25 protein-coding genes are annotated in these 26,781 nt (G+C 54.0%); 10 read left to right on the top strand and 15 right to left on the bottom strand.

Translation table 11 applies throughout. From position 1 onward, the window contains the following. Positions 1-13 precede the first annotated feature (13 nt). The 13 genes from pgmB to pspA all read right to left on the bottom strand — a co-directional run bounded on the left by pgmB (position 14) and on the right by pspA (position 12,363). Positions 14-679, bottom strand: a complete 666-nt coding sequence (gene pgmB / locus IM284_RS14200) for a beta-phosphoglucomutase (RefSeq protein ID WP_047368685.1) — start codon at positions 677-679, stop codon at positions 14-16. Beyond that, entirely contained in the window at positions 669-2,948 is a 2,280-nt protein-coding gene (locus tag IM284_RS14195; RefSeq protein ID WP_193055828.1) for a glycoside hydrolase family 65 protein, read from the bottom strand. Before IM284_RS14195 ends, pgmB begins: the two co-directional genes overlap by 11 nt. Further along, entirely contained in the window at positions 2,942-4,000 is a 1,059-nt protein-coding gene (locus IM284_RS14190) for a Gfo/Idh/MocA family protein (protein ID WP_120247366.1), read from the bottom strand. Before IM284_RS14190 ends, IM284_RS14195 begins: the two co-directional genes overlap by 7 nt. 11 nt (positions 4,001-4,011) lie before the next feature. Further along, positions 4,012-4,800 carry a sugar phosphate isomerase/epimerase gene (locus IM284_RS14185; RefSeq protein WP_047368687.1) on the bottom strand — a complete coding sequence of 263 codons (789 nt, stop codon included), beginning with the start codon at positions 4,798-4,800 and terminating at the stop codon, positions 4,012-4,014. 17 nt (positions 4,801-4,817) lie between these two features. Further along, on the bottom strand, positions 4,818-5,870 hold the full coding sequence (locus tag IM284_RS14180; RefSeq protein ID WP_041909681.1) for a zinc-binding alcohol dehydrogenase: 1,053 nt from the start codon (positions 5,868-5,870) through the stop codon (positions 4,818-4,820). A gap of 29 nt (positions 5,871-5,899) precedes the next feature. Continuing rightward, on the bottom strand, positions 5,900-6,742 hold the full coding sequence (locus IM284_RS14175; RefSeq protein ID WP_045630526.1) for a carbohydrate ABC transporter permease: 843 nt from the start codon (positions 6,740-6,742) through the stop codon (positions 5,900-5,902). After that, positions 6,729-7,610: a carbohydrate ABC transporter permease gene (locus tag IM284_RS14170; RefSeq protein WP_028013373.1), complete on the bottom strand. Its 882-nt coding sequence runs from the start codon at positions 7,608-7,610 to the stop codon at positions 6,729-6,731. Before IM284_RS14170 ends, IM284_RS14175 begins: the two co-directional genes overlap by 14 nt. Positions 7,611-7,632: 22 nt before the next feature. Continuing rightward, positions 7,633-8,925 (bottom strand): ABC transporter substrate-binding protein, encoded by a 1,293-nt coding sequence (locus IM284_RS14165; protein ID WP_047368688.1) that lies wholly within the window; start codon positions 8,923-8,925, stop codon positions 7,633-7,635. 13 nt (positions 8,926-8,938) lie between these two features. Further along, positions 8,939-10,636, bottom strand: coding sequence for a sugar phosphorylase (locus IM284_RS14160; protein WP_047368689.1), 1,698 nt, complete (start codon positions 10,634-10,636; stop codon positions 8,939-8,941). 184 nt (positions 10,637-10,820) lie between these two features. Further along, positions 10,821-11,045: a phage shock protein PspD gene (gene pspD, locus IM284_RS14155; protein WP_028013376.1), complete on the bottom strand. Its 225-nt coding sequence runs from the start codon at positions 11,043-11,045 to the stop codon at positions 10,821-10,823. A 12-nt stretch (positions 11,046-11,057) separates the two neighbouring features. Further along, complete coding sequence (gene pspC, locus IM284_RS14150) at positions 11,058-11,417, bottom strand: envelope stress response membrane protein PspC (RefSeq protein ID WP_028013377.1); 360 nt, start codon at positions 11,415-11,417, stop codon at positions 11,058-11,060. Continuing rightward, entirely contained in the window at positions 11,417-11,641 is a 225-nt protein-coding gene (gene pspB, locus IM284_RS14145; RefSeq protein WP_028013378.1) for an envelope stress response membrane protein PspB, read from the bottom strand. The genes pspC and pspB overlap by 1 nt, the downstream gene beginning before the upstream one ends. Before the next feature lie 53 nt (positions 11,642-11,694). Next, positions 11,695-12,363 carry a phage shock protein PspA gene (gene pspA, locus IM284_RS14140; RefSeq protein WP_028013379.1) on the bottom strand — a complete coding sequence of 223 codons (669 nt, stop codon included), beginning with the start codon at positions 12,361-12,363 and terminating at the stop codon, positions 11,695-11,697. A 150-nt stretch (positions 12,364-12,513) separates the two neighbouring features. Here pspA and pspF point away from each other — a divergent pair, with 150 nt between their 5' ends. The 7 genes from pspF to IM284_RS14105 all read left to right on the top strand — a co-directional run bounded on the left by pspF (position 12,514) and on the right by IM284_RS14105 (position 19,950). After that, complete coding sequence (gene pspF, locus IM284_RS14135) at positions 12,514-13,506, top strand: phage shock protein operon transcriptional activator (RefSeq protein ID WP_162497080.1); 993 nt, start codon at positions 12,514-12,516, stop codon at positions 13,504-13,506. A gap of 88 nt (positions 13,507-13,594) precedes the next feature. Beyond that, positions 13,595-15,235, top strand: a complete 1,641-nt coding sequence (gene sapA, locus IM284_RS14130; RefSeq protein ID WP_028013381.1) for an ABC transporter substrate-binding protein SapA — start codon at positions 13,595-13,597, stop codon at positions 15,233-15,235. After that, positions 15,232-16,197, top strand: a complete 966-nt coding sequence (gene sapB, locus IM284_RS14125) for a putrescine export ABC transporter permease SapB (RefSeq protein WP_041909670.1) — start codon at positions 15,232-15,234, stop codon at positions 16,195-16,197. The genes sapA and sapB overlap by 4 nt, the downstream gene beginning before the upstream one ends. After that, complete coding sequence (sapC, locus tag IM284_RS14120) at positions 16,184-17,074, top strand: putrescine export ABC transporter permease SapC (protein WP_028013383.1); 891 nt, start codon at positions 16,184-16,186, stop codon at positions 17,072-17,074. Before sapB ends, sapC begins: the two co-directional genes overlap by 14 nt. Beyond that, complete coding sequence (sapD, locus tag IM284_RS14115; RefSeq protein WP_028013384.1) at positions 17,074-18,066, top strand: putrescine export ABC transporter ATP-binding protein SapD; 993 nt, start codon at positions 17,074-17,076, stop codon at positions 18,064-18,066. The genes sapC and sapD overlap by 1 nt, the downstream gene beginning before the upstream one ends. A 1-nt stretch (position 18,067) precedes the next feature. Beyond that, positions 18,068-18,874 (top strand): putrescine export ABC transporter ATP-binding protein SapF, encoded by an 807-nt coding sequence (gene sapF / locus IM284_RS14110; protein WP_028013385.1) that lies wholly within the window; start codon positions 18,068-18,070, stop codon positions 18,872-18,874. Positions 18,875-19,035: 161 nt separating this feature from the next. Beyond that, positions 19,036-19,950, top strand: coding sequence for an ATP-grasp fold amidoligase family protein (locus IM284_RS14105; protein WP_047368691.1), 915 nt, complete (start codon positions 19,036-19,038; stop codon positions 19,948-19,950). A 14-nt stretch (positions 19,951-19,964) separates the two neighbouring features. On the opposite strand, the gene IM284_RS14100 is transcribed toward IM284_RS14105, so the two are convergent. After that, positions 19,965-21,029 carry an ATP-binding protein gene (locus IM284_RS14100; protein ID WP_047368692.1) on the bottom strand — a complete coding sequence of 355 codons (1,065 nt, stop codon included), beginning with the start codon at positions 21,027-21,029 and terminating at the stop codon, positions 19,965-19,967. Continuing rightward, positions 21,026-21,730: a response regulator gene (locus IM284_RS14095; protein ID WP_047368693.1), complete on the bottom strand. Its 705-nt coding sequence runs from the start codon at positions 21,728-21,730 to the stop codon at positions 21,026-21,028. Before IM284_RS14095 ends, IM284_RS14100 begins: the two co-directional genes overlap by 4 nt. 271 nt (positions 21,731-22,001) lie before the next feature. On the opposite strand from IM284_RS14095, the gene IM284_RS14090 reads away from it, so the two are divergent. The 3 genes from IM284_RS14090 to fabI all read left to right on the top strand — a co-directional run bounded on the left by IM284_RS14090 (position 22,002) and on the right by fabI (position 26,679). Next, the gene (locus IM284_RS14090; protein WP_028013389.1) at positions 22,002-22,388 is read left to right on the top strand and encodes a hypothetical protein; all 387 of its coding nucleotides are present in this window, start codon (positions 22,002-22,004) and stop codon (positions 22,386-22,388) included. A gap of 136 nt (positions 22,389-22,524) precedes the next feature. After that, entirely contained in the window at positions 22,525-25,620 is a 3,096-nt protein-coding gene (locus IM284_RS14085) for a multidrug efflux RND transporter permease subunit (RefSeq protein WP_047368694.1), read from the top strand. A gap of 270 nt (positions 25,621-25,890) precedes the next feature. Next, complete coding sequence (gene fabI / locus IM284_RS14080) at positions 25,891-26,679, top strand: enoyl-ACP reductase FabI (protein WP_003856831.1); 789 nt, start codon at positions 25,891-25,893, stop codon at positions 26,677-26,679. The last annotated feature ends 102 nt before the right edge of the window (positions 26,680-26,781 follow it).

Raw genomic sequence — 26,781 nt, 5'->3', positions numbered from 1 at the left:
AATTTATTCCTTATCAATACGCCCGGGACGCCCAGAATTCTGTCAGGCATTTCCAGGTCAGTTCCCGCGTTGAATGAAGTTGTAATCCCGCATGGTTAAGGCCAGGCCCAATCCCGACCGACAGCATTCCTGCGGCGTTGATTGCTTCAACACCCGCAGCGGCATCTTCAATGCCAATCGCCTCTGCAGGATGCACGTTCAGCCCCGCACAGGCCGCAAGGAAGATCTCCGGGTCCGGCTTTGAACGGCAAATGCGGGAAGCATCAGCGCAAAAATCGAAGGCCTGATGAATGCCCAGCGCGTGCAAAATCCCTGGGGCATTGAGCGATACGGATGCCAGCCCAATCTTGACCTTCGCGGCACGGATCTCCGCCAGCACGTCGCGGATCCCCGGCAGCAGAGAATCCTGCGTCAGTGATGCCAGCGACTGGACGTAAAGCGCATTTTTTTTCGTCGCAAGCGCCAGGCACTGCTCCTCACTAAACATCCCCTCTTTTCCGCCGTGCTTCAGAATGCGCTGGAGGGAATCCATGCGGCTTATCCCCTTAAGCTGTTCGTTAAACACTTCGTCGAAGGTAATGCCAATTTCCTCCGCCACGGCACGCCAGGCCAGAAAGTGAAGATGCGCGGTATCGGTGATCACACCGTCCAAATCGAATACAACAGCCTTAAGCGTCATGTTGCCCCTCCGTGGTAGCGGTCCCAGATGCGGATACAGAAAAGTCCTTATAGGTGCAAACTTTTCGCTCCGATACATGCAGCGTTTTGCCCCACAGCGTCAGCGTGGCAGGCGCCGTGGTTTCAATGGTTAACACCTCGTTTTCATACGTGAAGTGCATTGCTGCGTTCCGCCACCGCAGCGGGAAAGCGAGTTTCTGCCAGTGAGCAGGCAGTTTTGGCGCGAGATGCAGTTCCCCTTCAATGATTTGCAGGCCAGCAAATCCCTGAATTGCGCCAGACCAGATCGCACCGGTTGCCGCGGCATGAATGCCCTCATCGCTGCTGTGCGGATCCTCGCCCAAATCAATGGCGATGCCATCGCGCCAGAAGGCATAGGCCCCCTGCGTGTCACCGCAGCGCGCGAGTACAATCCCGTGAATGGCCTTGCTCAGGGAAGAATCATGGATCGTGCGTGGCTCATAGAACGCCAGATTGGCGGCGCATTGCCGTGGCGTAAACCGTTCTGGCAGCAGGTAGTTAAGCATCACCACATCTGCCTGCTTCAGGATCTGCATCTCGTTCACTTCCGCGCGGGAATAATCGAGCAGAATCGTCTGCTTACCCGCTTTGGCTTTGTAGCGGCTCAGATCGATGGCAGGTTTTGCCATGAAGGAATCATCCTGCGGGATCACACCGTCTGCATCGGCCTCCGGTAGCCATAAGCGCGCCAGGAACTGCGAGGCATTCTCCGTAAAACGCTCATCCTCACGCCCAAACATCGCCATAAACTGGCGCGCGCAGGCAACGTTGTGCCAGGCCAGATAGTTGGTGTAAGCGTTGTTGTTCACGTGCTCGGTGTATTCGTCCGGTCCGATCACATCATGGATTTCCAGACGACCATTGACGTCCGTTGCGCGTCCCATCCAGAACAAAGCCGTTTCCATCAGCAGCGTCAGGCCTTCGTTACGCATAAAGGCGTCATCATGCGTCGCCTGCCAGTACGCAACGACGGCCCAGGCAATATCAGCCACGATGTGATGCTCTGCAAGTGCGGAAGCCACCTTCTGGCGTACCCCGGTGCGGATGTTGATTGCCGCGAACTCAGGCGTCTCTTCCTCTCCGCTTGCGGCGCTTTCCCATGGGAACAACGCGCCCGGCCAGCCGTTACGACGGGCTTTTTCCCGTGCGCCAGCCAGATTAAGCCAGCGATAGCGCAGCAGGCTGCGGGCAACCTGCGGGCGGGTAAACAGATGGAAAGGCAGCAGGAAAATTTCGGTATCCCAGAAGACGTGGCCTTTATACCCCTCTCCCGTCAGCCCCTTCGCAGCGATACTGCTTCGCTCATCATGGGCAGGCGTCATCGTGGTGAGATGCCAGACGGCATAATCCAGCGCCATCTGATCCTGTTGCTCTGCGGAAGTCACTTCCACCCGGGCATCACGCCAGACCTCTTTCCAGGCATACGCTGAGCTTTCAAGCAATGCGTCGTAACCTCTTGCGGCAGAAAGTTTGAGATCGGCCAGCGCGTTGCGCGCAAAAGACTCCTGTGACAGCGCTTTATCACTGCGATGCGTCAGCCAGACGATTTTCTCAAGCGTGACAGTGTCACCCTGCGCAATCGTCAGCGAATGGTGAACGCTGAGACGACGATTTTTGGCGGCGAAGCAGCTGTCGCTCTTCGCGGAGAGCTGACAAAACGCCGAAACAACAACCTCCGACGCCCGATCCTGCGTTTCATACACCCCCTGCATATAGTGTTGATCAAAGACCCTGACCGAGAGTTCATCCAGATGCTGTCTGCCGCTGTTCGTTTGCGTCGCGTCGATGCCGGTTTTCAGCACGGCATGCGTGGCGGCATCAAGAGGCGTGATCGAGAGCTGCATAGCCACTAAAGGCAGCTGGTCCAGCGATACAAAACGACGGCTCTCCAGCCGATAGCGCTTGCCGTCGGGCGAACGCCAGACAACGTTACGATGCAGTTCGCCGTTTGCAAAGGCCAGCTCGCGCTGCCACTCAAGAATTTCCCCGGCCAGGAGCGTGAAATTGACGCCGTCCAGCTCTACATCAATACCGGTGATATCCGGCAGATTGACCAGCTCGGTGGTCTCGTTGCGCCCCGCGCGATGATACAGCCCAGCGAGATACATGCCTCTGGTCTGTTGGGTGTACTCTTCTTCATGCGCAGCGCGAATGCCCATGTAGCCATTGCCGCATGCCATGATGGAGGCGTATTTATTCAGGCTGTGTGGACAAAAGCCCGGATCGGTTAATACAGAGACGTTCAGCATAGTGTTACGCTTTCCCCTGTTTCTGCGGATTCATAAAGCGCGCCAACAAGCTGCTGAATTACCAGTCCCTGTTCTGCATCGGCAATCATCACGGGCTCTCCCAGCACGTGACGTACAAAGGCATCCATGCTGCGCAGATGGCGCTGATCGTCCGCCTCTTCGCGCTGGGTAAGGGTTTCTAAAACACCGGCTTCGTCGTTGTAGATGTGCGCCGGGAACAGCGTTGCACCCGCCTTTTCACCGCAGAAAGAGACGTTCATGATCCACTGCTCGCGAATGTTAAGCGCAAAGGAGGTGTCCAGACGCAAAATGCCGCCGTTGCAGAATTCAATCGTGCCAAACAGCGCATCTTCCACGGTAAATTGCGCAGGATCCCACTCGCCAAACTGACCGGTGCTTTTACGGTTTCCCAGCCTTTGGAAGCTGTGCGCAGTCACCCGTTTGACCGCCGGGAAACCCAGGACATACATTGCGGCGTCGAGCATATGAATGCCGATATCAATAAGCGGTCCACCGCCCTGTAGCGATTTGTTGGTAAAAACGCCCCACCCCGGCACACCGCAGCGACGCAGCGCCTGCGCTGAGGTAAAGTAAACCTCACCGAGCGTTCCGTTCATTACCGCATTGCGCAGGAGTTGGGTATCCAGGGCAAAGCGATGGTGAAAATCATAGGCCAGGACTTTTCCTGCCTTGCGCGCCGCGATGCGCATCTCATCAGCCTGCTGCGGCGTCATCGCCGGGGGCTTTTCACACATCACATGGCAACCCGCCTCGAGCGCCGCCATCACGTGTTCAAAATGGAACCGGTTGGGCGAACAGACGCTCACCACATCCGGTTTTACTGCCTGCAACATCTCGTGAGCGTCCTGCCATGCCGATGGAATAGCATAACGTTCCGCGAACGCCTGTGCCTGCTCAAGGCGGCTGTCCATGACAGCCACCATTTGAACATCACTGCGCGTGGCGTAATACGAGGCATGCACTTTGTCCGCGACCTGCCCGGCGCCAATAATGGCGACGCGCAGAGGCGAAGGTGTAGAAGCACTCATCACGCTCGTCATCCTTAGCATTCACGCAAATAAGTGAGAGAGTCCTGATAAGCCTTAGCCGGATCCTCGGCGCGAACACGGCATTCATACACTACGTATCCCTGATAGTTATCGGCACGCAGCTGACCGAACAGGCTGGCGAAATCGAGGCTACCGCTGCCCGGCTGATAGCGATGGTTATCTGCAATGTGAACATGACCCAGCAGATCGCGGTTCTGATGCAGCGCGTCCGTCAGCGAGTCTTCTTCAATGTTCATGTGATAGAAATCACCGATGATCTGCACGTGCTTCAGGCCGTTCTCTTCGATATAACGACGCGCGTCTGCCAGGGTGTTGATCATATGATCCTGGTAGCGGTTCAGCGGCTCCAGGTAGACGGTGGTGCCGGTGCGCGCGGCCACCTCATCCAGCCAGCGCAGCGAGGCGCTTACGGCTTTGCGGTCACCGTCCAGGCTGCGTGGAGAGGTCATTGGCGGCAGACGGAAGGTAAACATGCCCCAGGCAGCAGGCACGATAATGCCCTTTCCGCCGACTTCCGCCAGCGCTTCCAGAATGCGTTCGATCTGCTGTAATCCGTTCAGACGGCGTTCTTCGATGAAATCACCGATCCAGCCATCGTACCCGCCACATGCTGTCGTCACCGGCAGGCCCGTGGCTTTGATTGCGGCTTTCACTTCGTCGAGATTTTCCACCAGCAGACGTCCGTCAATTTCGTAGCCATCAAAACCCATCGCTTTGATGTACTCGAATTTTTCCATGATATTGGTCGGGAAAAAGGCCTGGTTTTGTGTTGCGATCTTCATGATTTGCTGTCCTTAGCTTAAAAAGTGACGCCCATTTTGATACTGAGTTCCGGATGCTGATCGACATACTTCATATAGCTTTCCGGGCTGGTGGTGAAGGTGACGACCGGGTCGATCAGATCTTCACAGTTCAGATAACCGTTCATCAGCAATTCCCAGCAGGTCTCTTCGATACGCTTGCGGCTCCAGCGCGGATAGTCCGGGTTCGGTTCACTGCAGGCGCGGGAGAAGACAATCTTCGCGTTGTTGAAGTGCGCTTCGCGGCCCAGGTTGAAGCCTGCCGCAAACGGTTTGGCGAAGGCCACGTAGGAGATGGTGCCGCCGTAGGCGAGCCCGCGCAGCGCGGACTGCAGCGCATCCGCAAAGCCGCTGGTTTCGATGATCACGTCCGCGCCCTGCTTCCCGGTCAGCTTTTTAATTTCCAGACCGACATCGGTACCGATTGGATTCAGGCAGTGGTCCGCGCCGTGACGGCGAGCGATCTCACAGCGGTGTTCAATCGGATCAACGCCGATAACCACTGACGCACCGGCTTTTTTCGCCAGCTGAATCGCAATCTGTCCGATGGCTCCCAGACCGACCACGACAACAAAGTCACCCACACGGACGTTGGCATCACGCACGCCGCTCATGGCGAACTGCGCCGGATCGTAGCAAACGGCATTCTTCCAGGACGCGCCCTGCGGCATTTTACGCAGCTTATAGTTGTTCACCGCGTTAACGATGACCGTTTCCTGCAGCGGGCCGTAGCAGCAGACGCTGTCGCCGATCTGGTATTCCGTTACGTCTGCACCGCATTCAATAATGTCGCCAACGATCATGTTGCCCAGCTGGAACTTACCGAATTCGATACCGCGCGCAGCGCCCTCTTCACGCGGCGTGAACATCTGCCACTCTGCGTTGAACTCTTCATCAATAAACGGGCTTGCCGCGCGGAAATCCACGACTTCCGTTCCGTGCTTCGGGGCGCCAAAGCGGGCGCGAATTTTCACTTCATGTGCTTCCACAGCACGGTCTTCATACTCCACCAGCGCCGCTACGCGTGGCGCTGTCGCAACTAACTTCTTCATAACTTGCTCCTGATAAAAAATTGGCCGCCTTAGCCCTTGACGCCACCGGCGGTCAAACCACTTTTAATAAAACGTTCAGAGAGTGCGTACATGATGACCACCGGAAGCGCCGTCACCAGCGATGCCGCCATCATGCGACCCCAGATATAATCTGGCGTACTAAAGAGCGTGTTCAGCCCGACCGGCAGGGTAAAGTTGCTGGCGCTGGACAGGAAAATGGAGGCAAACAGGTAGTCGTTCCATGCCACCATGAAGCAGTAAACAAACACCGACACGAGACCGGAAATGGCCAGCGGCACGGTAATGCGGAAGATGATTTGCAGGCGGTTCAGACCATCCATCATCGCGGCCTCTTCTATTTCGTCCGGAATGGTGTCGAAATAGCTGCGCAGCATGAATACCGCCGTAGGCAACGTCTGGGTCACCATGGTGATGATCAGCGCCAGTTCAGTGTCGTAAATGCCGAGCGCGGTGATGATTTTGAACAGCGGCACCACCAGCAAAATCCCGGAGAACATATAGACGGTGTAGAAGCTCGCGTTGATCGTCGCACGTCCTTTAAAACGCAGCTTGGACAAGGCGTAAGCGCCCAGCGTGCCGAGAAACACAGCAATTACCGATGACGTCAGCGACACCACCATGCTGTTGCGGAAATAATCCACGAACGGGAAAATTAGCGGGTTAAAGATGTCAACGTAATGCTGAAGCGTCCACGCCTGCGGCAGAATAGTCGGATTCAGCGATATGGCCTCTTTCGCGCTCTTGAATGACGTCATCAGCATCACGAAGAACGGGAACAGCGTGATAATCAGAAATACCACCAGCCCCAGATAGAAACCAATACGGCCCAGTATGCGTTTATTTGTTGCCATTGAGGTTTACCCTTTTTCTGGTCAGCAGAATGACGGCGAAGATGATCACAAACAGCACAACAGAAATGGCGGCTGCTTTGCCCAGATCGTTGAATGCAAAGGCAGTTTTATAGAGATACACGCCCAGAATATCGACCTTCGTGGTCAGCAGATAAACATCCGCAAACATGTAGAACATCCAGATGGTTCGCAGCGTCACCACCGTTGCCAGTACAGGCATGATGGCGGGCAACGTGACGATACGGAAACGCTGCCAGGCGTTGGCTCCGTCCATCTCTGCCGCTTCATACAGCGATTTATCAATGGTCTGCAAAATCGCCAGGAATGAAATAAAGGCATACGGGAAGTAGCGCCAGATGGCGAACAGCACCACCAGCACGAAGCTGCTGCCAGGGTTGTCGAACCAGAGCGGCGCCTGGTCATACAGATGCAGCAGATCGACGCCCAGATAGTTCACAATGCCGTAGCCGTTGTTGAACATGTATTTCCAGGCAAATACCAGGGAAATAGAGGGTGTCACGTAGGATAAAATCACCAGCGAACGCGCCGTCTTCCGGAGACGAAACTCACGGTTAAAGAAGATGGCGACGGCAAGCCCCAGCCCGGTGCTGCCGAGCACGACCAGCGCCGTATACCAGAACGTCATCCACAGCGAGTGCCAGAACGCAGCATCCCCCAGAATGCGGATGTAGTTATCCAGGCCAACAAACACCGCATCAATACGCGGGTTAAGCGGCAGGCGTAAGAAACTGATTTCAATATTGGAAATCATTGGCCAGGCCACCAGGCCCCCCAGCAAAATCAGGCTGGGGGCCAACAGCAGCATGGCGAAAGGCATATCTGAACGACCAGAAAACAACGTCTTCATAATTTCCTTCCGCAGAGCGCTCCTATCGTTGTGAAATCAGGTCAGTCAGTCGCGTCTGGCTCTTGCTAAGCGTTGCGCTGAGATCTTGTTTACCCACGGTGACGTTATGCACCATGGAGCTGATAATGCCGGACCCTGTCACATCGCCCATGCGCGTGAAGTTTTTGTCGCCGACAGCACCAAACACCTGTACGTTCGGGAATTGGGCGATCAGTTCATAAGGCAGTTGCCCAAACGCTTTAATCACCTCGTTGTTTTTCCAGGTATCCGTTCCTACGACCAGCGTGTTCACCGGCAGCGCCGCGCCCGGCGACATCATGACCCAGTCGGTTGCGTTTTGAGCCTGCTCCATCCACGTAACAAACTTTTCAGCCGCTTGCGTTTCTTCTTCGGTTTGTCCGCTGGTGATCGTCAACGAGGTGACCATGCCATAAACGGCAGAGGACTTTTCTGTCGGGACAACGAAGCCAAGGTTGGCAGGGTTACCATCCTGGAATACCGCTGGCAGGATGTAGGTGGAATAGACGGCCATCGGTGCAGAACCGTTCATGAAGGCATCTTTGATCTCCATGACGTCGTTCGAGCCCGGCATGGTGGTTGCGGCCAGCGCTTTATAGAACGCCAGCGCTTTCGCCATTTCAGGGGTGTCAATTTCAACGTTTCCGTTGGCATCAAAAACGTTCGCGCCGCCGGAAAGCGCAAACTGGGAGAACGCCTGCTCGGTCATGACGCTTTCCGCGGTGGGCAGCGCAATACCGTAATGTTTGTTGGCCGGGTCGTTAAGCTTCTGGCTGGCTTTCAGCAGCTGTTCCCAGTTATGCGGTTCCTGAATACCCGCAGCGGCAAGCACATCTTTGTGATACCAGACGCCGGACAGCCAGGCGCTCATCGGCACCCCTGTCCAGGCTGTGCCGTCTTCAGTACGCACAACGCGCAGGATCCCGTCATAGAAGGTCTTTTCGCCTACCGCTTCAATGGCTTCACCGATAGCCTTGCGATCCAGCAGTTGTTCCTTATCCATGACTTTCGCGTAATCATGGCTGACTTCAATCACTTCAGGCAGCGCGCCCGTTCTGGCGAGCGTAATCACTTTGGTGTTGTAGGCATCTTCTTCCACCGGCACCTGCTTCACCGTAATGCCGGGGTTTTCTTTCTCGAATTTTTCGATCAGTTTCGTAATAACCGCCTGGCGCTCCTGCTCTACTGACGAGTGCATGAACTCAATGGTCACAGCAGACGCTTTATCATCTTTACAGCCTGATAACAGGGCGCACGAAACCAGTGCTGATAACAGCACAATTTTGGGCATTTTCATTTTAGGGTCCTTTTTAGTTTTCTTTAATCCACATAACCTGCCATGGATTGAGGGTCAGCTCTTTACCGCTAACAGCTTGTCCTGATAGTAATTCCATACCAGTAAGCGTGTCCCCATAAACGGTATGAACGTTATTACTAAAATTAAACAGGGCTGTAATTCTCTCACCGTTATCAGCCACGCGAACAATTTTAAGAATTTGTTCATCCAGTGATTCAAAAAATGCCTGGGCATCAGGGTGAAACGCACTTTCCCCACGACGAATCGCAATAAACTCGCTTAAACGGGAATAAATTTTATGACGAATGCTATTTTTATTATTAAGTTCGAGATCAACCTGACCTGCGGTATATTTCTTGCGGTTTATCGCGCGGTTATAGCCGAGGCGCTCGACCCCTTCATAATCGTTACGGGAGCCAAGAATACTTTGAATATACACGGCAGGTACACCTGGGAAACTTAACAGCACCGCATGCGCCAGAATAAAGCGCGCAATGCGTTCATCATCTGAACTGTTTTGCGCGCTTAACGCGTCAAGATAGGTCACATTAATTTCGTAAGGACTGCGCGTACCGTCAGGATTATTTTTCCAGTTAACCAGCGCCCCTTCCTGCTGAAGTTTCTCAACCAGTGCGAGGATTTCTGATTCCGGCAGAATGCCGCGCAGTGGGTTCAGACCGATACCGTCATGAGACGCCAGGAAATTGAACCAGGTCGTTTTTGTTGAAGGCAGCGCCAGCGATCCCGCCCACTGACAGAGAGCGTTAACATCCTGACGGTGCACTGCATGCAGCACCAGCGGCGGCAAGGAGAACTGGTAGACCATCTGAGCTTCATTTTCACCGTCACCGAAATAAGAGATATTGTCCTTATGCGGAACGTTCGTCTCAGTAATGATCACGGTACCCGGCGCCACGGCCTCGGTAATAGCACGGAAAAGCTGGATAAGGCAGTGAGTCTGTTCCAGATGGATGCAGCTTGTTCCAGGGATCTTCCACATAAATCCGACGGCGTCCAGACGGATATAACGCGCCCCTTCCGCCAGGTAATGGAGCAGCACGTCAACCATCGCAATCAGCACCTGAGGCGAGGCGAAGTTAAGATCGATCTGGTCATCGCTGAAGGTGGTCCAAAGATGACGCACGCTGCCATCATGCAGCGTAAACGGCGTCAGCAACGGTAATGCGCGAGGACGCGTCACCGCAGATAAATCAGTTTCTGGATCGACAGCAATAAAGAAATCTTCGTAGCCAGGTTTCTGCGCAAGATAATTAGCAAACCATTCACTTTTTGCTGACATATGGTTGCAGACGAAATCAAACATTAAGCTGGCAGACTGTTTTAAATCAGCAACGTCTTGCCAGGTCCCGGTTTCAGGCGCAACGTTGTGGTAATCAATAACGGAAAATCCGTCATCAGAGGACCACGGATAAAAAGGTAAAAGGTGGACATGGGAAAACGTGCGAGCAAGCCACTCATTATAAAAGCGGGTAAATACCGGCAACGCTTTCTCCCCTTTCGCGGAGAACTGATCGGCGTAGGTGATCAGAACGACATCTTTTTCATCCCAGCCTGATTTACGCTTTTCTGTAATATCAACAGCAGCTTGTTCAAGCTTTGTTAATAACACTTTAAAATGTGCTTCAGAAAATGATTCACCGTAAATATGATTGATAAGTTTTTTAATTTTTGCGTTCACATTATTTTCCATGGTAGCGGTCCCACGAGGGGCAATCTACTCCCCTGAAAAATATCTGTCAACGAACCGGGAGGCTGAAAAACGCAATTACAAAGCAGCTCTGTGCAGTAATGTGAGCTGCCGCAAAGAAAGTGAGGGAAAGGGATGAAATGTCGTTAGCCCTTCCGGGGAGAGAAAGGGCTAACGCGAGCGTGAATTATCGGGATAAGTAGCGGCGTGACAGCCGCTTTGCCGCTTTTTGCAACAGAGGTTCAAGCGCCACGGCCAGCAACATTCTGACCGGCTTGCGGGCAACAGATTTGATCGCCCAGCCCGCCACACCTGCCGGGCCGTAACGTAACGCCGTCATCAGAACCAGTTTACCTGCGATTTTCAGGCCGGGTTTTACCTTCTGACCGGCCTGTTGCCAGTTTTTCTTCATGTATATTCTCTCTTAAAGCTGACGAAAACGACTTCTCAGCGTAAAGGTATCGGATGTGACATAGCGTTCCATTTCACGTAACCGCTTCTCCCCTTCAGCCAGCCGATCGTCAACCGCATTGAGAAGATCGTTACTGGTAGGCGCGCCTTCCGCAGCCAGTTCGCCTTCCGGCATCGGGTCAAGTACAAACGACAGCACGATGTAGGCCACGAAAGTGATAAACGCCAGGCCGAAAAATATCGACAGCACCGTGACCACACGAACCAGCTTTACCGGAACGTCGAGATAATGGGCCAGCCCGGCGCAAACGCCGCGCACCATGCCCTGCTGTGGAATTCGCCACAATTTTTTGTTCAGATTCAGTCCTGACATTAACGGTCCCTCCAGTTAGGATGTTCTGCATCCAGGATTGCTTCCAGCGCCTGAATGCGATCGCGCATCTTGTTAGCCTGGTCGGTAAGCTGCGCAAGACGTTGTTGTTCACTCTGGGATAAATCGTTCCCTGAAGAACGGTTGCTGTAGTGCAGCCATAGCCAAATCGGCAAAACAAACAGCACGAAAATCGTCAGGGGAATGGCCAGGAAAAGCGCGCTCATGTGTACTCCTTGTCGTCGGATGCTTAGCGGCACGCTCAGGTGCCGCAACATTATTATTGGTTATCTTGCTTCATTTTGGCTTTCAATGCCGCCAGCTGCTCGCTGATTTCATCGTCCGCTTTCAGATCGGCAAACTGTTGATCCAGCGACTTTTGCTTACCGATGCCGTGGCTCTCTGCTTCCGCTTCCATCTGGTCGATACGACGCTCGAATGACTCAAAACGCGCCATGGCCTCATCCAGCTTGCCGCTGTCCAACTGACGACGCACGTCGCGGGAAGAGCTTGCCGCCTGATGACGCAGGGTCAGCGCCTGCTGACGCGCGCGGGTTTCGCTCAGTTTATTTTCGAGCTCACCAATCTCTTTTTTCATGCGGGTGAGCGTGTCTTCCACCAGCGTGACTTCATGCTCCAGCGTAGCGATCATGTCCGCCAGCTTCTGCTTTTCAATTAACGCTGCGCGAGCAAGATCTTCTTTATCTTTGCGCAGGGCGAGTTCCGCCTTTTCCTGCCATTCATTGAGCTGAGCGGTGGCCTGCTCGATACGGCGCGTTAACTGCTTTTTCTCAGCCAGCGCACGGGCGGAGGTAGAACGCACTTCAACCAGCGTGTCTTCCATCTCCTGAATCATCAGGCGCACCAGCTTCTGCGGATCTTCTGCTTTCTCCAGCAGTGAGTTGATGTTGGCGTTCACGATGTCGGCAAAACGAGAAAAAATACCCATAATCAAATCCTCATAGTTCTGTTATCGGGCTATGCCCTGCTGTACTGATAATACAATTCTCGTGCCAGTTTTTATCTTATTGATTTTAAAAGATGTGATTGATTTTTATTCATCACAGAACTATGCTGACCTGGTGAATATCGCTAAGGAGTGGTTAATTTCATCATGGCTCAATACAAAGATAACTTACTCGGCGAAGCCAACAGCTTTCTTGAGGTACTGGAACAGGTTTCTCGCCTTGCGCCGCTCAACAAACCGGTGCTGATTATCGGCGAGCGCGGCACGGGTAAGGAACTGATTGCCAACCGTCTGCACTATTTATCCGGACGCTGGGACGGCCCCTTCATTTCTCTAAATTGTGCGGCGCTGAATGAAAACCTGCTCGACACCGAGCTGTTCGGCCACGAGGCGGGCGCGTTTACCGGCGCTCAAAAGCGCCATCCGGGACGTTTTGAGCGCGCCGACGGCGGCACCCTGTTCCTTGATGAACTCGCCACCGCGCCGATGCTGGTGCAGGAAAAGCTGCTACGCGTGATTGAGTATGGTGAACTGGAGCGCGTCGGCGGCAGCCAGCCGCTGCAGGTTAACGTGCGCCTGGTCTGCGCCACCAACGCCAATCTGCCGGAGATGGTCGCGGAGGAGAAATTCCGTGCCGATCTGCTTGACCGCCTGGCCTTTGACGTCGTTCAGCTTCCGCCCCTGCGCGACAGGAGAAGCGACATCATGCTGCTTGCTCAACAATTTGCGATTCAGATGTGCCGCGAGCTCGGTCTCCCTCTTTTCCCCGGCTTCAGCGATCATGCGCGGGAGACGCTTCTGGCCTACCGCTGGCCGGGAAATATCCGCGAACTGAAGAACGTTGTGGAACGTTCTGTTTACCGCCACGGCAGCAGCGAGACGGAGCTGGACAATATCATTATCGATCCTTTTCAGCGCAATGCGCCGCCGGTTTCCTCCCCGTCATCGTCAGGCGATACTCCCGCGCTGCCCCTTGATTTGCGCCAGTTCCAGCACGAGCAGGAACAACAGTTGCTGGAGCAAAGCCTGAAGGCGGCGAAATATAACCAGAAACGCGCGGCCGAACTCCTGGGCCTGACCTACCATCAGTTACGGGCATTGCTTAAAAAACATCAAATGCGCTGACAATATCGGCACTTACCCGCAGACATTTTTACGAAGCAGGCGTAAGTGCGATACACTTTGCAGATCGAACCTAAAAACCTTAAAAATTATGCGTCTGGTTTTATCGTCCTTTTTTGCACTCGGTCTGTTCAGCGGCCTGGCGTTTGCTGCGCCCGGGCAGTCTACGCAGCCTGACATTCGTGACAGCGGCTTCGTCTATTGCGTCAGTGGCCAGGTGGACACCTTCAACCCGCAAAAAGCGGGCAGCGGCCTGATTGTGGATACGCTCGCCGCGCAGCTTTACGACCGTCTGCTTGATGTCGACCCGTACACCTATCGCCTGGTGCCTGAACTTGCGGAAAGCTGGGAAGTCCTGGATAACGGTGCAACCTACCGTTTTCGCCTGCGCGATGATGTCGCGTTTCAGCGTACGCCGTGGTTTACCCCTACGCGCAAGCTGAACGCGGATGACGTGGTCTTCACCTTCCAGCGTATCTTTAACCGTAACCACCCGTGGCATAACGTTAACGGGGATAATTTCCCCTATTTCGACAGCCTGCAGTTTGCCGACACCGTTAAAAGCGTGCGCAAGCTGGATAGCCGGACGGTTGAATTTACGCTGACGCGCCCGGATGCCTCCTTCCTCTGGCATCTGGCGACCCACTATGCGTCCGTTATGTCCGCCGAATACGCGGCGAAGCTGACGAAAAAAGATCGTCAGGAGCTGCTCGACCGCCAGCCGGTCGGTACCGGTCCATTCCAGTTGGCCGAATACCGCGCGGGGCAATATATTCGCCTGCAGCGCCACGAACATTTCTGGCGCGGTACGCCGCTGATGCCGCAGGTGGTGGTCGATCTCGGGTCTGGCGGAACGGGACGGCTCTCGAAACTGCTCACCGGGGAATGCGACGTGCTCGCCTGGCCCGCTGCCAGCCAGCTCACCATTTTGCGCGACGATCCGCGTCTGCGTCTGACGTTACGCCCGGGGATGAACATCGCTTATCTGGCCTTTAACACCGATAAGCCGCCGCTTAACAACCCTGCCGTACGTCACGCTCTGGCGCTGGCGATCAACAACCAGCGTCTGATGCAGTCGATCTACTACGGCACGGCGGAAACCGCCGCCTCAATTTTACCGCGCGCCTCGTGGGCCTACGACGGTGAGGCTAAAATTACGGAATACAATCCGGCAAAAGCGCGTGAACAACTGAAAGCGCTGGGCGCGGAAAACCTGACGCTCCAGCTTTGGGTGCCCACCAGCTCCCAGGCGTGGAACCCGAGCCCGCTGAAAACCGCTGAACTGCTGCAGGCGGATATGGCGCAGGTGGGCGTCAAGGTGATCATCGTACCGGTTGAGGGCCGTTTCCAGGAGGCGCGCCTGATGGATATGAATCACGACCTCACCCTGACAGGCTGGGCTACCGACAGTAACGATCCGGACAGCTTCTTCCGGCCGCTGCTGAGCTGTGCTGCGATAAATTCGCAGACCAACTACGCCCACTGGTGTAACCGGGAGTTCGACGCCGTGCTGCAAAAAGCGCTCTCTTCCCAACAGCTGGCCTCGCGCATTGACGCTTACGATGAAGCGCAAAAGATACTCGCTCAGGAACTGCCGGTGCTTCCGCTGGCCTCTTCCCTGCGCCTTCAGGCCTACCGCTATGATATTAAAGGCCTGGTGCTGAGCCCGTTCGGCAACGCCTCGTTCGCCGGCGTATCGCGTGAAAAAGAACAAGAGGTGAAAAAACCATGATTATTTTTACCTTGCGTCGGCTCCTTTTACTGCTGGTGACGCTCTTTTTCCTGAACTTTGTCGGCTTCAGCCTGAGCTATTTCACGCCGCATGCCCCGCTACAGGGCTCATCGCTGTGGGATGCCTGGCTGTTCTGGTTTAACGGTCTGCTGCACTGGGATTTCGGCGTGTCGAGCATCAACGGGCAGCTTATCTCCGAGCAGCTGAAGGAGGTGTTCCCGGCCACGATGGAGCTGTGCATTCTGGCCTTCGGCTTTGCCCTGATGGTAGGTATTCCCGTGGGCATGCTGGCCGGGATCTACCGCAACAAATGGCAGGATAAGTTTATCAGCGCCCTTGCCCTGCTCGGCTTCTCTATCCCGGTATTCTGGCTGGCGCTGCTGCTGACGCTGTTCTTCTCGCTGACGATGGGTTGGCTACCGGTCTCTGGCCGTTTTGACCTGCTCTATACGGTTAAAACGGTAACGGGTTTTGCCATCATTGACGCCTGGCTGTCCGATTCCGTCTGGCGCCATGAGATGATCGTCAGCGCCCTGCGTCATATGGTACTGCCGGTGCTGACGCTGGCGGTTGCGCCGACAACCGAGGTGATCCGTCTGATGCGCCTGAGCACCATCGAGGTGTTTGAGCAGAACTATGTCAAAGCTGCCGCCACGCGCGGATTGTCGCGCCTGACCATACTACGCCGCAACGTCCTGCACAACGCTCTGCCGCCGGTAATTCCGCGCCTGGGGCTGCAGTTTTCCACCATGCTTACGCTGGCCATGATCACCGAGATGGTCTTTAGCTGGCCCGGGCTGGGACGCTGGCTGATTAACGCCATCCGTCAGCAGGATTATGCTGCTATCTCAGCGGGTGTGATGGTGATTGGTTCGCTGGTCATTATTGTTAACGTGTTGTCCGATATTTTGGGTGCGATGGCTAACCCATTGAAGCATAAGGAATGGTATGCCTTACGATAACGTTTACAGTGAAAAGCGCACGCCCGGTGCGCTGCGTACCGTGTGGCGAAAGTTCTATGGTGACACCACGGCAATGATCGGCCTTTATGGCTGCGCCGGTCTGGTATTGCTTTGCCTCTTTGGTTCGTGGTTTGCGCCTTATGGCATCGATCAGCAGTTCCTTGGCTATCAGCTGCTACCGCCTTCCTGGTCACGCTACGGCGAAGTCTCATTCTTCCTCGGCACTGACGATCTCGGACGCGACGTATTGAGCCGTCTGTTAAGCGGGGCAGCCCCGACGGTGGGCGGCGCGTTTGTCGTGACGCTTGCGGCGACGCTCTGTGGACTGGCGCTCGGTATTTTCGCGGGCTCCACGCATGGCCTGCGCTCGGCGGTGCTGAACCACATTCTGGACACGCTGCTGTCGATTCCGTCTCTGCTGCTGGCAATCATTGTGGTTGCCTTTGCCGGTCCGCATCTGTCGCATGCAATGTTCGCCGTCTGGCTGGCTATCCTCCCCCGCATCGTGCGCTCGGTTTACAGCATGGTGCATGACGAGCTGGAAAAAGAGTATGTCGTTGCGGCCCGTCTGGACGGCGCGACGACCTTCAATATTTTGTGGTTTGCCGTTCTGCCAAACATCGCCGCCGGGCTGGTCACCGAGATCACCCGCGCGCTGTCGATGGCGATCCTGGACATCGCTGCGCTCGGGTTCCTCGACCTCGGTGCGCAGCTGCCGTCCCCTGAATGGGGTGCGATGCTCGGTGACGCGCTGGAGCTAATCTACGTGGCGCCGTGGACGGTTATGCTGCCGGGGGCGGCGATTATGGTAAGCGTGTTGCTGATCAACCTGCTGGGCGATGGTATTCGCCGTGCAATTAACGCGGGGGTGCAATAATGCCGCTTCTTGATATTCGCAACCTCACCATTGAATTCAAAACCGGTGAAGGCTGGGTTAAAGCCGTCGATCGCATCAGCATTACTCTCGCCGAGGGCGAGATTCGCGGGCTGGTGGGTGAATCTGGTTCGGGAAAAAGCCTGATCGCCAAAGCGATCTGCGGCGTGGCGAAAGACAACTGGCGCGTGACCGCCGACCGCATGCGGTTCGACGATATAGACCTGCTGCGCCTCTCACCGCGCGAGCGTCGCAAGCTGGTCGGCCATAACGTCTCGATGATTTTCCAGGAGCCACAGTCCTGCCTCGATCCGTCCGAGCGCGTAGGCAAACAGCTGATGCAGAACATCCCCGGCTGGACCTATAAAGGCCGCTGGTGGCAGCGTTTCGGCTGGCGCAAGCGCCGCGCCATTGAGCTATTACACCGCGTCGGGATCAAAGACCATAAAGACGCGATGCGCAGCTTCCCGTATGAGCTGACCGACGGTGAATGCCAGAAGGTGATGATTGCCATCGCCCTGGCTAATCAGCCGCGTTTGCTGATTGCGGATGAACCCACCAACGCGATGGAGCCGACCACCCAGGCACAAATTTTCCGCCTGCTGTCGCGCCTGAACCAGAACAATAACACCACCATTTTGCTGATCAGCCATGACCTGCAAATGCTCAGCAAATGGGCGGATAAAATTGACGTGATGTACTGCGGGCAAACGGTCGAAACTGCCCCGAGTGAGGAGCTGATCGCCGCGCCGCACCATCCATATACGCAGGCGCTTATCCGCGCCATTCCTGATTTTGGCAGCGCCATGCCGCACAAGAGCCGTCTGAATACCCTGCCCGGAGCGATTCCGCTGCTGGAATCGTTGCCGATAGGCTGTCGTCTGGGGCCGCGTTGTCCGTATGCTCAGCGTAAATGTATCGAAACGCCGCGCCTGACCGGCGCCAAAAATCATCTTTACGCCTGTCATTTCCCGCTGAACATGGAGAGAGAGTGAAATGGTCGAAACCTTGCTGGAAGTCCGCAATCTGAGTAAGACCTTTCGCTATCGCACGGGGCTGTTTCATCGTCAGACTGTCGAAGCGGTTAAGCCGCTGAGTTTTACCCTGCGTGAAAAACAGACGCTGGCGATCATCGGCGAAAACGGCTCCGGTAAATCCACGCTGGCGAAAATGCTTGCCGGCATGGTCGAGCCCACTGCTGGAGAAGTGTTGATTGACGATCATCCTCTGCAGTTTGGCGATTACTCTTTCCGCAGCCAGCGCATCCGCATGATCTTTCAGGATCCGTCTACCTCGCTTAATCCACGCCAGCGCATTTCGCAGATCCTTGATTTCCCTCTGCGTCTGAATACCGAACTGGAGCCAGAGGCGCGCCGCAAGCGTATCTTCGAAACGCTGCGTATGGTTGGGCTGTTACCGGATCACGAAAGCTACTACCCGCATATGCTGGCTCCCGGTCAGAAACAGCGTCTGGGTCTGGCCCGCGCGTTGATTCTGCGCCCGAAAGTGATCGTTGCAGACGAAGCGCTTGCCTCGCTGGATATGTCGATGCGCTCGCAGCTGATTAACCTGATGCTCGAATTACAGGAAAAGCAGGGTATCTCCTACATCTACGTCACCCAGCATCTGGGGATGATGAAGCACATCAGCGATCAGGTAATGGTCATGCACCAGGGGGAAGTCGTCGAGCGCGGCAGCACGGCGGATGTGATGGCCTCCCCGCTTCATGAGCTGACGAAAAGGCTGATTGCCGGGCATTTCGGTGAAGCATTGACCGCCGATGCGTGGAGAAAAGACCGTTAAGCGCGGCGGTAAACACGGATTGCTCCGCTCAAATAAGGATTAAATAGCCTGCGTGCGCTATTTAATCCTTTTATTTTTTGTCTCCATCCCTGCTCCATATTTTTAGCAATATCCATCAATAGTTCTTCTCCAGAATAACGGAACATTACGGAGGAGAAGAAATGAACACCACCACATATGTTCTAAAATATACGGAGTATCTCATCAGAAAATGCCGTTCATATTTCATGACGGACCTCAATTTTCACACTGCAAAACTCAAAAAGACATCAGGCATAACCCCTGACATTAAATCACCCACTACGTTGAGTGAAAAAATATGTCATCGCCTGGTCTATGACCATAATAATCTCTACACAATGCTTGCCGATAAACTCGCCGTCCGCGAATACGTTGCGTCCAGAACAACGCGAGTAAAAGCGGTGCCTTTGATTGGTGTATACCGCAGGTTTTCGCATATCGATTTTTCAACACTGCCCGATCAATTCGTCCTTAAGTGCAATCATGACAGTGGAAGCACAATAATCTGTACAAACAAAAACCAGTTCAATTACCGGCAGGCCCGAAAAAAGCTCACTCTCGCATTAAAGAAGAATTTGTATTACACCACGCGCGAGTGGCAGTACAAAAATATTACACCCGTTATACTGTGTGAGCCCTATGTCGATCTTTTCAATAATGCGGACAGGAACAGCACGCCGGAAATGCTGAGAATTCACTGTTTTCACGGCGTCGCACACTATGTTGAGGCCGATTTTACGGATGACCTCGGCAGAGAGTTTATCAACGTTTACGACCGACACTGGAATTTACAGCCCTTCCAGATGGAATATCCTAATACGCCGGTCGCGCCCGGCGAGCCGAAATTGTTCCGTGAGGCTCTGCTGGCCTCTCAGGAGCTGGCGAAGGGTCTTGACTACTGCCGCGTTGACCTCATGTTGAAAAGCGATGAAATTTACTTCAGTGAAATAACCTTAAGCCCAAAACGGGGCAAATTGCGAATTACCCCTCTGGAATGGGATACAAAGTTAGGCGATATATGGCAGTTGCCGCTATCGGCGGGCAGGCCAGGCTGACCTGCCGCCAGGGCTCAGGCATCGGGCCAGGTCAGTTTGAACAGGGAGTGGTTTTGCTTCGATAAGGTATACGTTACATCGCCACCATGAGCCAGCATGATGGCTTTTACCACCGATAAGCCTAAACCACATCCTTCGGGATTAACATCTCTGGCACCTTTATCCCGCTGGAAAGGTTGAAATAAGAAATCATGAAATTCCCTGGGAATGCCCGGCCCGCCATCCTCAATAAGGATATAATTGCCTTTATCAGAGACGCCATTTTTTACGATGAGTTTTTGCGAAGTTGAATAATGTAATGCGTTGTCAAACAGAACGGCCAGACACTGATTGATGCGCAACGGATCGAACACGCATCGCTGTTCCCTCAACTCTGTTTTAATCACAAACTGATTGTGCTTGAACTCGGGCATGAAAGTATCAAGCGCATCCTGGATTGTGCCTTTGAGGTCCGTTCTGGATTTATACAGCGTATAACCCGCCCCGCCGTCAGAGCTGATCACCCGAAGATCTTCAATCAAACGGGTTAACCCCTCAGTCTGCTTGAGAAGATTATTAAAAAGCAGCGGATCCGGCTCAAAAACGCCGTCAACCAGCCCCTGAAGCCGCCCGCGTAAAATCGTGACCGGGGTTCTCAGCTCATGGGCAATGGCGGCGTTCCAGGATTTCCTCTGAATATCCAGCGTCTGGAGTTTTTCCGCCATTTCATTGAAATCCGTGACCAGATGATTGACCTCTCCCAGACGGGAGCTGGCGCAATAAGCACGGGCATCCAGCTGGCCCTGAGAAATTTTTCTCAGGCTGGACGCTACCGCGTTTAACGGGGTGAGTATTCGTGAAGAAAGTTTTATCGTTAAAAATATCGCGATTATTAGACTGATTGTTGTCGCGGTCCCGATCCACACCCAGTCCCACATCGTCATTTGCTCGTCATCGCCCTCAACGGCACCGCCGGGGAGGTGATCGAGAATAAAAGAGTAAAAAAACCAGGAGCCCAGTACCGCAATGGCAATGATCATAAACGTCAGCAGCAGCATATACGTTAAGATCTGCCGACTCAGGACAGAATCTCTGTTCATTTTTTCTCCCCGAGTCGATAGCCCATCCCCCTGATGCTCTCAGGAACGCCATAAAGGCCTGCAAGCTCCAGCTTTTTACGCAGCTTGCTCATATGGCTGTCTACCGTTCTGTCGAGCGTATCGCCTTCCGGCAGACACGCGTTAAGTAACTCTTCCCGGGAACAGACCTTTCGCGGGTATCTCACCAGGTAAGTAAGAAGTTTAAATTCCGTCGTCGTTAATACCGGGGAGACTACCTCTTCGCCCACGGTGACCTCAACGTAGAAATCGTCCGGGTAGACCGTAATAAAAGGCGTCCTGAGAGGCACGGCACCCGCCTGCTGAAGAGCGGGTCTGGTTCTGCGCAGCACGGCTTCAACCCGCGCGACCACTTCGGAAGGGTTGAAAGGTTTGATGACGTAATCATCCGCGCCAAGCCTAAGCCCCATCAGCTTATCCACGTCCTGATCGAGTGCGGACACCATAATGACGGGCACAGAACTTTCCTGACGGAGCGTCGTGAGTACGCTCCAGCCATCGCATACGGGCAGATGGATATCCAGCAAGATAAGATCCGGTTTATGGAGCCGATTAAGCGCTATCGCCTGCTCGCCCTGCCGGGCTCTCAGCGTTTTCATCCCAGAACGCTCTAAGTAACTCATCATTATTTCGGCAATTTCGTTTTCATCTTCAACAACAAGGATTAGAGTATTTTTGTTCATTTTATCTCCGCGGGTGAAATCCCTTTGAGCACGCTATCAGATATCTTTAGCACAATAAGACACAGGCTCCGGGAAAAAGTGCCGTGACCGCGAAAATTTCCTGGATTAATTTAAGTGCCCGGCAATTTCTCCATACAGCCTACACATTCAGTCAATAAAGACTCGACAATGTCAGTCCACAATAGTTATTCGGAGTTAAACCGTCTTTCGTTTAACGTGGTAAATACCCCTGTCGCTTAAAGGCTTTCTGAATTTGGCTGAGATAATGAGCATGGAACTTTCGAAATACTTCTCTCCTAAAAAAATCGGCATATTTTCTCTCTTCCTGCTGCTATCGTGGGGATTACTTTATACCTGGCTGGTATTGATGCATATAATGGATGAGAAAGTCGCCGCAACACTACTCTCTTCCCCCATGATCTATGGCTGCATTGCCTTGTCGGTTGTCTCTCTGATAATACAAAACAAAGCAGGCGCGTTCACTGAATTACTTCTCATCGCCTTCTGGCTAATGGTGATTTTTGTTTATCTCATTATTACGTTCACTGTGCTGCTGAACGCTACGCCAGATTTTAACGATTTGGTGTTTTACTATGAGTGTTATTTAATTCTCTTTTTTGGCGGTTCACCGTTGTACCTCATCGTGAGAATGATTTAAACAACCGTGTTGTTTCGCTCCACACTCTCTCCATAAACCGCCCATGTCCGCTAAACAGGCGAGTTGTAGACTCTCCATCACACCATCTTGAACAAAATAACTCACTGAAATAGTCACGTATCTGGAAGTTAAATTAATGCCTCATTTCTTTATTGAACGTCCCATTTTCGCCTGGGTCGTGGCGCTTTTTATCGTCCTGGCGGGTGTATTGTCTATCCCCCGGCTGCCGGTTGCGCAGTATCCGGCGGTGGCACCGCCTGGGATTATTATTTCTGTCACCTACCCGGGCGCCAGCCCCGATATTATGAATACGTCGGTGGTGTCGTTACTTGAGCGCGAAATATCTAGCGTCGATAATTTGCTTTACTTCGAATCATCCAGTGACACAACCGGTTCTGCGTCTATTACCGTGACGTTTAAGCCCGGCACGGACATCAAGCTGGCGCAGATGGACCTTCAGAACCAGATTAAAATTGTGGAGCCGCGTTTGCCACAGGCGGTCAGGCAAAATGGCATCAACGTCGAGGCGGCCAATTCCGGTTTTTTAATGATGGTGGGGCTGAAGTCCGCAACCGGTAAATTTGAGGAAGCCGATTTAAGCGATTACTTTGCCCGGCATGTCAGCGACGAGCTTCGCCGCGTACCTGGAGTAGGGAAAATTCAGCTGTTTGGTGGCGAAAAAGCGCTGCGCATCTGGCTGGACCCGATGAAGCTTCATAGCTACGGACTTTCGGTGAGCGATGTGCTTACCGCCGTTGGCCAGCAAAATGCCCTGGTTTCGCCCGGCAAAACGGGAGATGAACCGGCATCTGAAGGGCAAGGCGTAACGTATCCGATCACCGTGAAGGGGCAACTCACTTCCGTAGAGGCTTTCAGTAATATAACTCTGAAATCAGAGGCGTCCGGCGCAAGGCTGAAGCTGTCCGACGTCGCGCGCATTGAGTCCGGCCTGCAAAGCTACGCTTTCGGTATCCGCGAAAATGGGGTTCCCGCAACGGCTGCGGCAGTCCAGCTATCGCCTGGCGCCAATGCGATGAGCACGGCTGCAGGCGTACACGCACGCATCGACGAACTTTCTCAGGTGTTGCCGGAAGGAATGACGTTTACGGTTCCCTTCGATACCGCGCCTTTTGTGAAGCTCTCCATCATGAAGGTGGTGCAGACATTTGTGGAAGCGATGGTTCTGGTCTTCCTCGTAATGCTGCTGTTTCTGCATAAGATACGCTGTACGCTTATCCCGGCGATTGTTGCCCCCGTCGCACTGCTTGGCACCTTCACGGTGATGCTATTGAGTGGATACTCCATCAATATTCTGACCATGTTCGGCATGGTTCTGGCGATAGGGATTATCGTAGATGACGCCATTGTGGTCGTGGAGAACGTTGAGCGCCTGATGGAAGAAAAACAACTCTCTCCGCGCGACGCGACCCGGGAGGCCATGAATGAAATCACGCCGGCAATTATCGGGATCACGCTGGTGCTTACCGCCGTCTTTATTCCCATGGGTTTCGCCGAAGGATCCGTCGGGATTATTTATCGACAATTTTGTATTTCCATGGCGGTCTCCATACTGTTGTCGGCATTTCTTGCCCTCACGCTTACCCCCGCGCTATGCGCGACGCTGCTTAAGCCTCACAGCGCAGCAAAGCACGTAGGTGGCAGGTTCGCAGCAGGGTTTAACGCCCGCTTTCGTACCCTCACGACGTGGTACGAATCCGGGCTGGGCGCGGTGCTGAGACGTACCGGGCGAATGCTGCTGTTGTACGTTGCGCTATGTGCTGCCCTATGTTTGGGGCTTTCTTCGCTGCCCTCGTCCTTTCTTCCGGATGAAGATCAGGGCTATTTTATGTCCTCAATTCAGCTGCCTTCCGATGCCACAATGCAGCGCACCCTGAGAGTGGTTAAAAAATTTGAAGAGGAAATTGCGGCCCGGCCGGATATTGAAAGCAATATTATGATTCTGGGATTTGGGTTTTCAGGCTCGGGACCGAATTCGGCCATGGCCTTCACCACGCTGAAGGACTGGAAAGATCGGCAGGGTACGACCGCACAGAATGAAGCCGACCATATACAGGCCAGCATGGCTAACGTCTCTGATGCCGTCACGATGAGCCTTCTCCCGCCGGCCATTTCGGATATGGGCACCTCCTCGGGCTTCACCTGGTACGTGCAGGACAGGGCGGGACTGGGCTACGGGGCGTTAAAGAGAGCGGCCGATGCGCTGGTTATGAAAGCTAATCAACGTCCTGAACTGAGTGACGTGTATATAGACGGTCTGCCGGAAGGAACAAGCCTGGCCCTTCAGATTGACCGGGAAAAAGCGGAAGCGCTGGGCGTTTCATTTGATGAAATCAACCAGACGCTCTCGGTCACCATGGGGTCGAACTACGTTAATGACTACACGAACAAGGGCCGTGTTCAGCAGGTCATTATTCAGGCCGACGCCCCTTACCGCATGCAGCCTGAGCAGATCCTGAAATTATCGGTAAAAAACCGTATGGGGCAGATGGTGCCAGTATCTACGTTTGCGACGCTTTCCTGGAACGTTGCGCCGCAGCAGTTGACGCGTTATCAGGGATATTCTGCTATCCGCATTACCGGCAGTGCGGCCCCGGGCAAATCCAGCGGCACTGCAATGAAGGCCATGGAGACGTTGTCACGGGATTTACCGCAGGGGATGGCCGGCGAGTGGGCCGGGAGCTCATTGCAGGAGAGAAAATCCGAATCTCAGCTCCCGGGTCTGATCGTTCTGTCGATACTGGTCGTGTTCATGGTGCTCGCCGCCCTGTATGAGAGCTGGTCAATTCCCTTTGCGGTCATGCTGGTCGTTCCCCTGGGGCTTATCGGTGCGGTGGTTGCCGTCTCCGTTGCGGGCATGACGAATGATGTTTTCTTTAAGGTCGGTCTTATCACCCTGATAGGCCTGTCCGCCAAGAACGCCATTCTGATTGTCGAGTTTGCAAGGCAGCTCCACCGGGAAGGACAACCCCTGCTGGCGGCAACAATACAGGCCGCAAGCCAGCGTCTGCGCCCTATTCTGATGACATCGTTAGCCTTTACGTTAGGCGTGGTGCCACTGATGCTGGCGCGTGGCGCGAGTGACAGCACGCAGCACGCTATCGGCACCGGGGTGTTTGGCGGCATGATTAGCGGCACGCTTCTCGCGATCTTTTTCGTCCCGGTATTCTTTATTGTCATTGCGCGTTTCGTTGAAAACGCCAGGAAAGTGTGAATACCGCTGACGGATCGCGGAACCTTGCTGGTTGGATGAGGCGAAGCTGCTGCCGGGTGATATACTGGACGAATGCTGAAATTTTGAGCCCCCGCCAGCCCGCGCCTCGCCTTTTGGGGCATTCCTCTTCGGAGATCGGCGAGAAATATCGTGACACAAGGGGCCGTGAGTGGGCTATAATTTCGAGCTAATTTCGAATGATTTTGAAATACTGCCTGTAACGCTATGAATTACAAGGCAAAATAAGCAATGAATATAAGGATTAAAGCTATGGGTTTTCTTTCCGGTAAGCGCATTCTGGTGACTGGCGTTGCCAGCAAACTGTCCATCGCATACGGCATCGCACAGGCAATGCATCGCGAAGGCGCTGAGCTGGCGTTCACCTACCAGAACGACAAGCTGAAAGGCCGTGTTGAAGAGTTTGCCGCGCAGCTGGGTTCCAGCATTGTTCTGGAATGTGACGTTGCACAAGACGAAAGCATCGACGGCATGTTTGCTGAACTGGCAAAAGCATGGCCGAAATTCGACGGTTTCGTTCACTCCATCGGCTTCGCTCCTGGCGACCAGCTGGACGGCGACTACGTGAACGCGGTAACCCGTGATGGCTTTAAAATCGCGCACGACATCAGCTCCTACAGCTTCGTTGCAATGGCGAAATCTTGCCGCGCAATGCTGAACCCGGGCGCAGCGCTGCTGACCCTGTCCTACCTGGGCGCAGAGCGTGCTATCCCTAACTACAACGTTATGGGCCTGGCGAAAGCATCTCTGGAAGCCAACGTCCGCTACATGGCGAACGCAATGGGTCCAGAAGGCGTGCGCGTTAACGCCATCTCTGCTGGCCCTATCCGCACCCTGGCGGCGTCCGGCATCAAAGATTTCCGTAAAATGCTGGCACACTGCGAAGCGGTTACCCCGATTCGTCGTACCGTTACCATTGAAGATGTGGGTAACTCTGCTGCATTCCTGTGCTCTGACCTTTCCGCAGGTATCTCCGGCGAAGTGGTTCACGTTGACGGCGGCTTCAACATCGCTGCAATGAACGAGCTGGAAATTAAATAAGCTGTGGCTCTCTTCCCGCACGGGAAGAGAGCTTTCCCCCTCCGCACTCCCCTTCGTTATTCCGTTCTGCTATTTGTTATCACCTAACAATATTTTTCCCTT

The organism is Enterobacter cloacae complex sp. P12RS, from assembly GCF_014895875.1.
Classification (GTDB): Bacteria; Pseudomonadota; Gammaproteobacteria; order Enterobacterales; family Enterobacteriaceae; genus Enterobacter; species Enterobacter bugandensis.
This window is presented reverse-complemented; position numbering and strand designations above follow the sequence as displayed.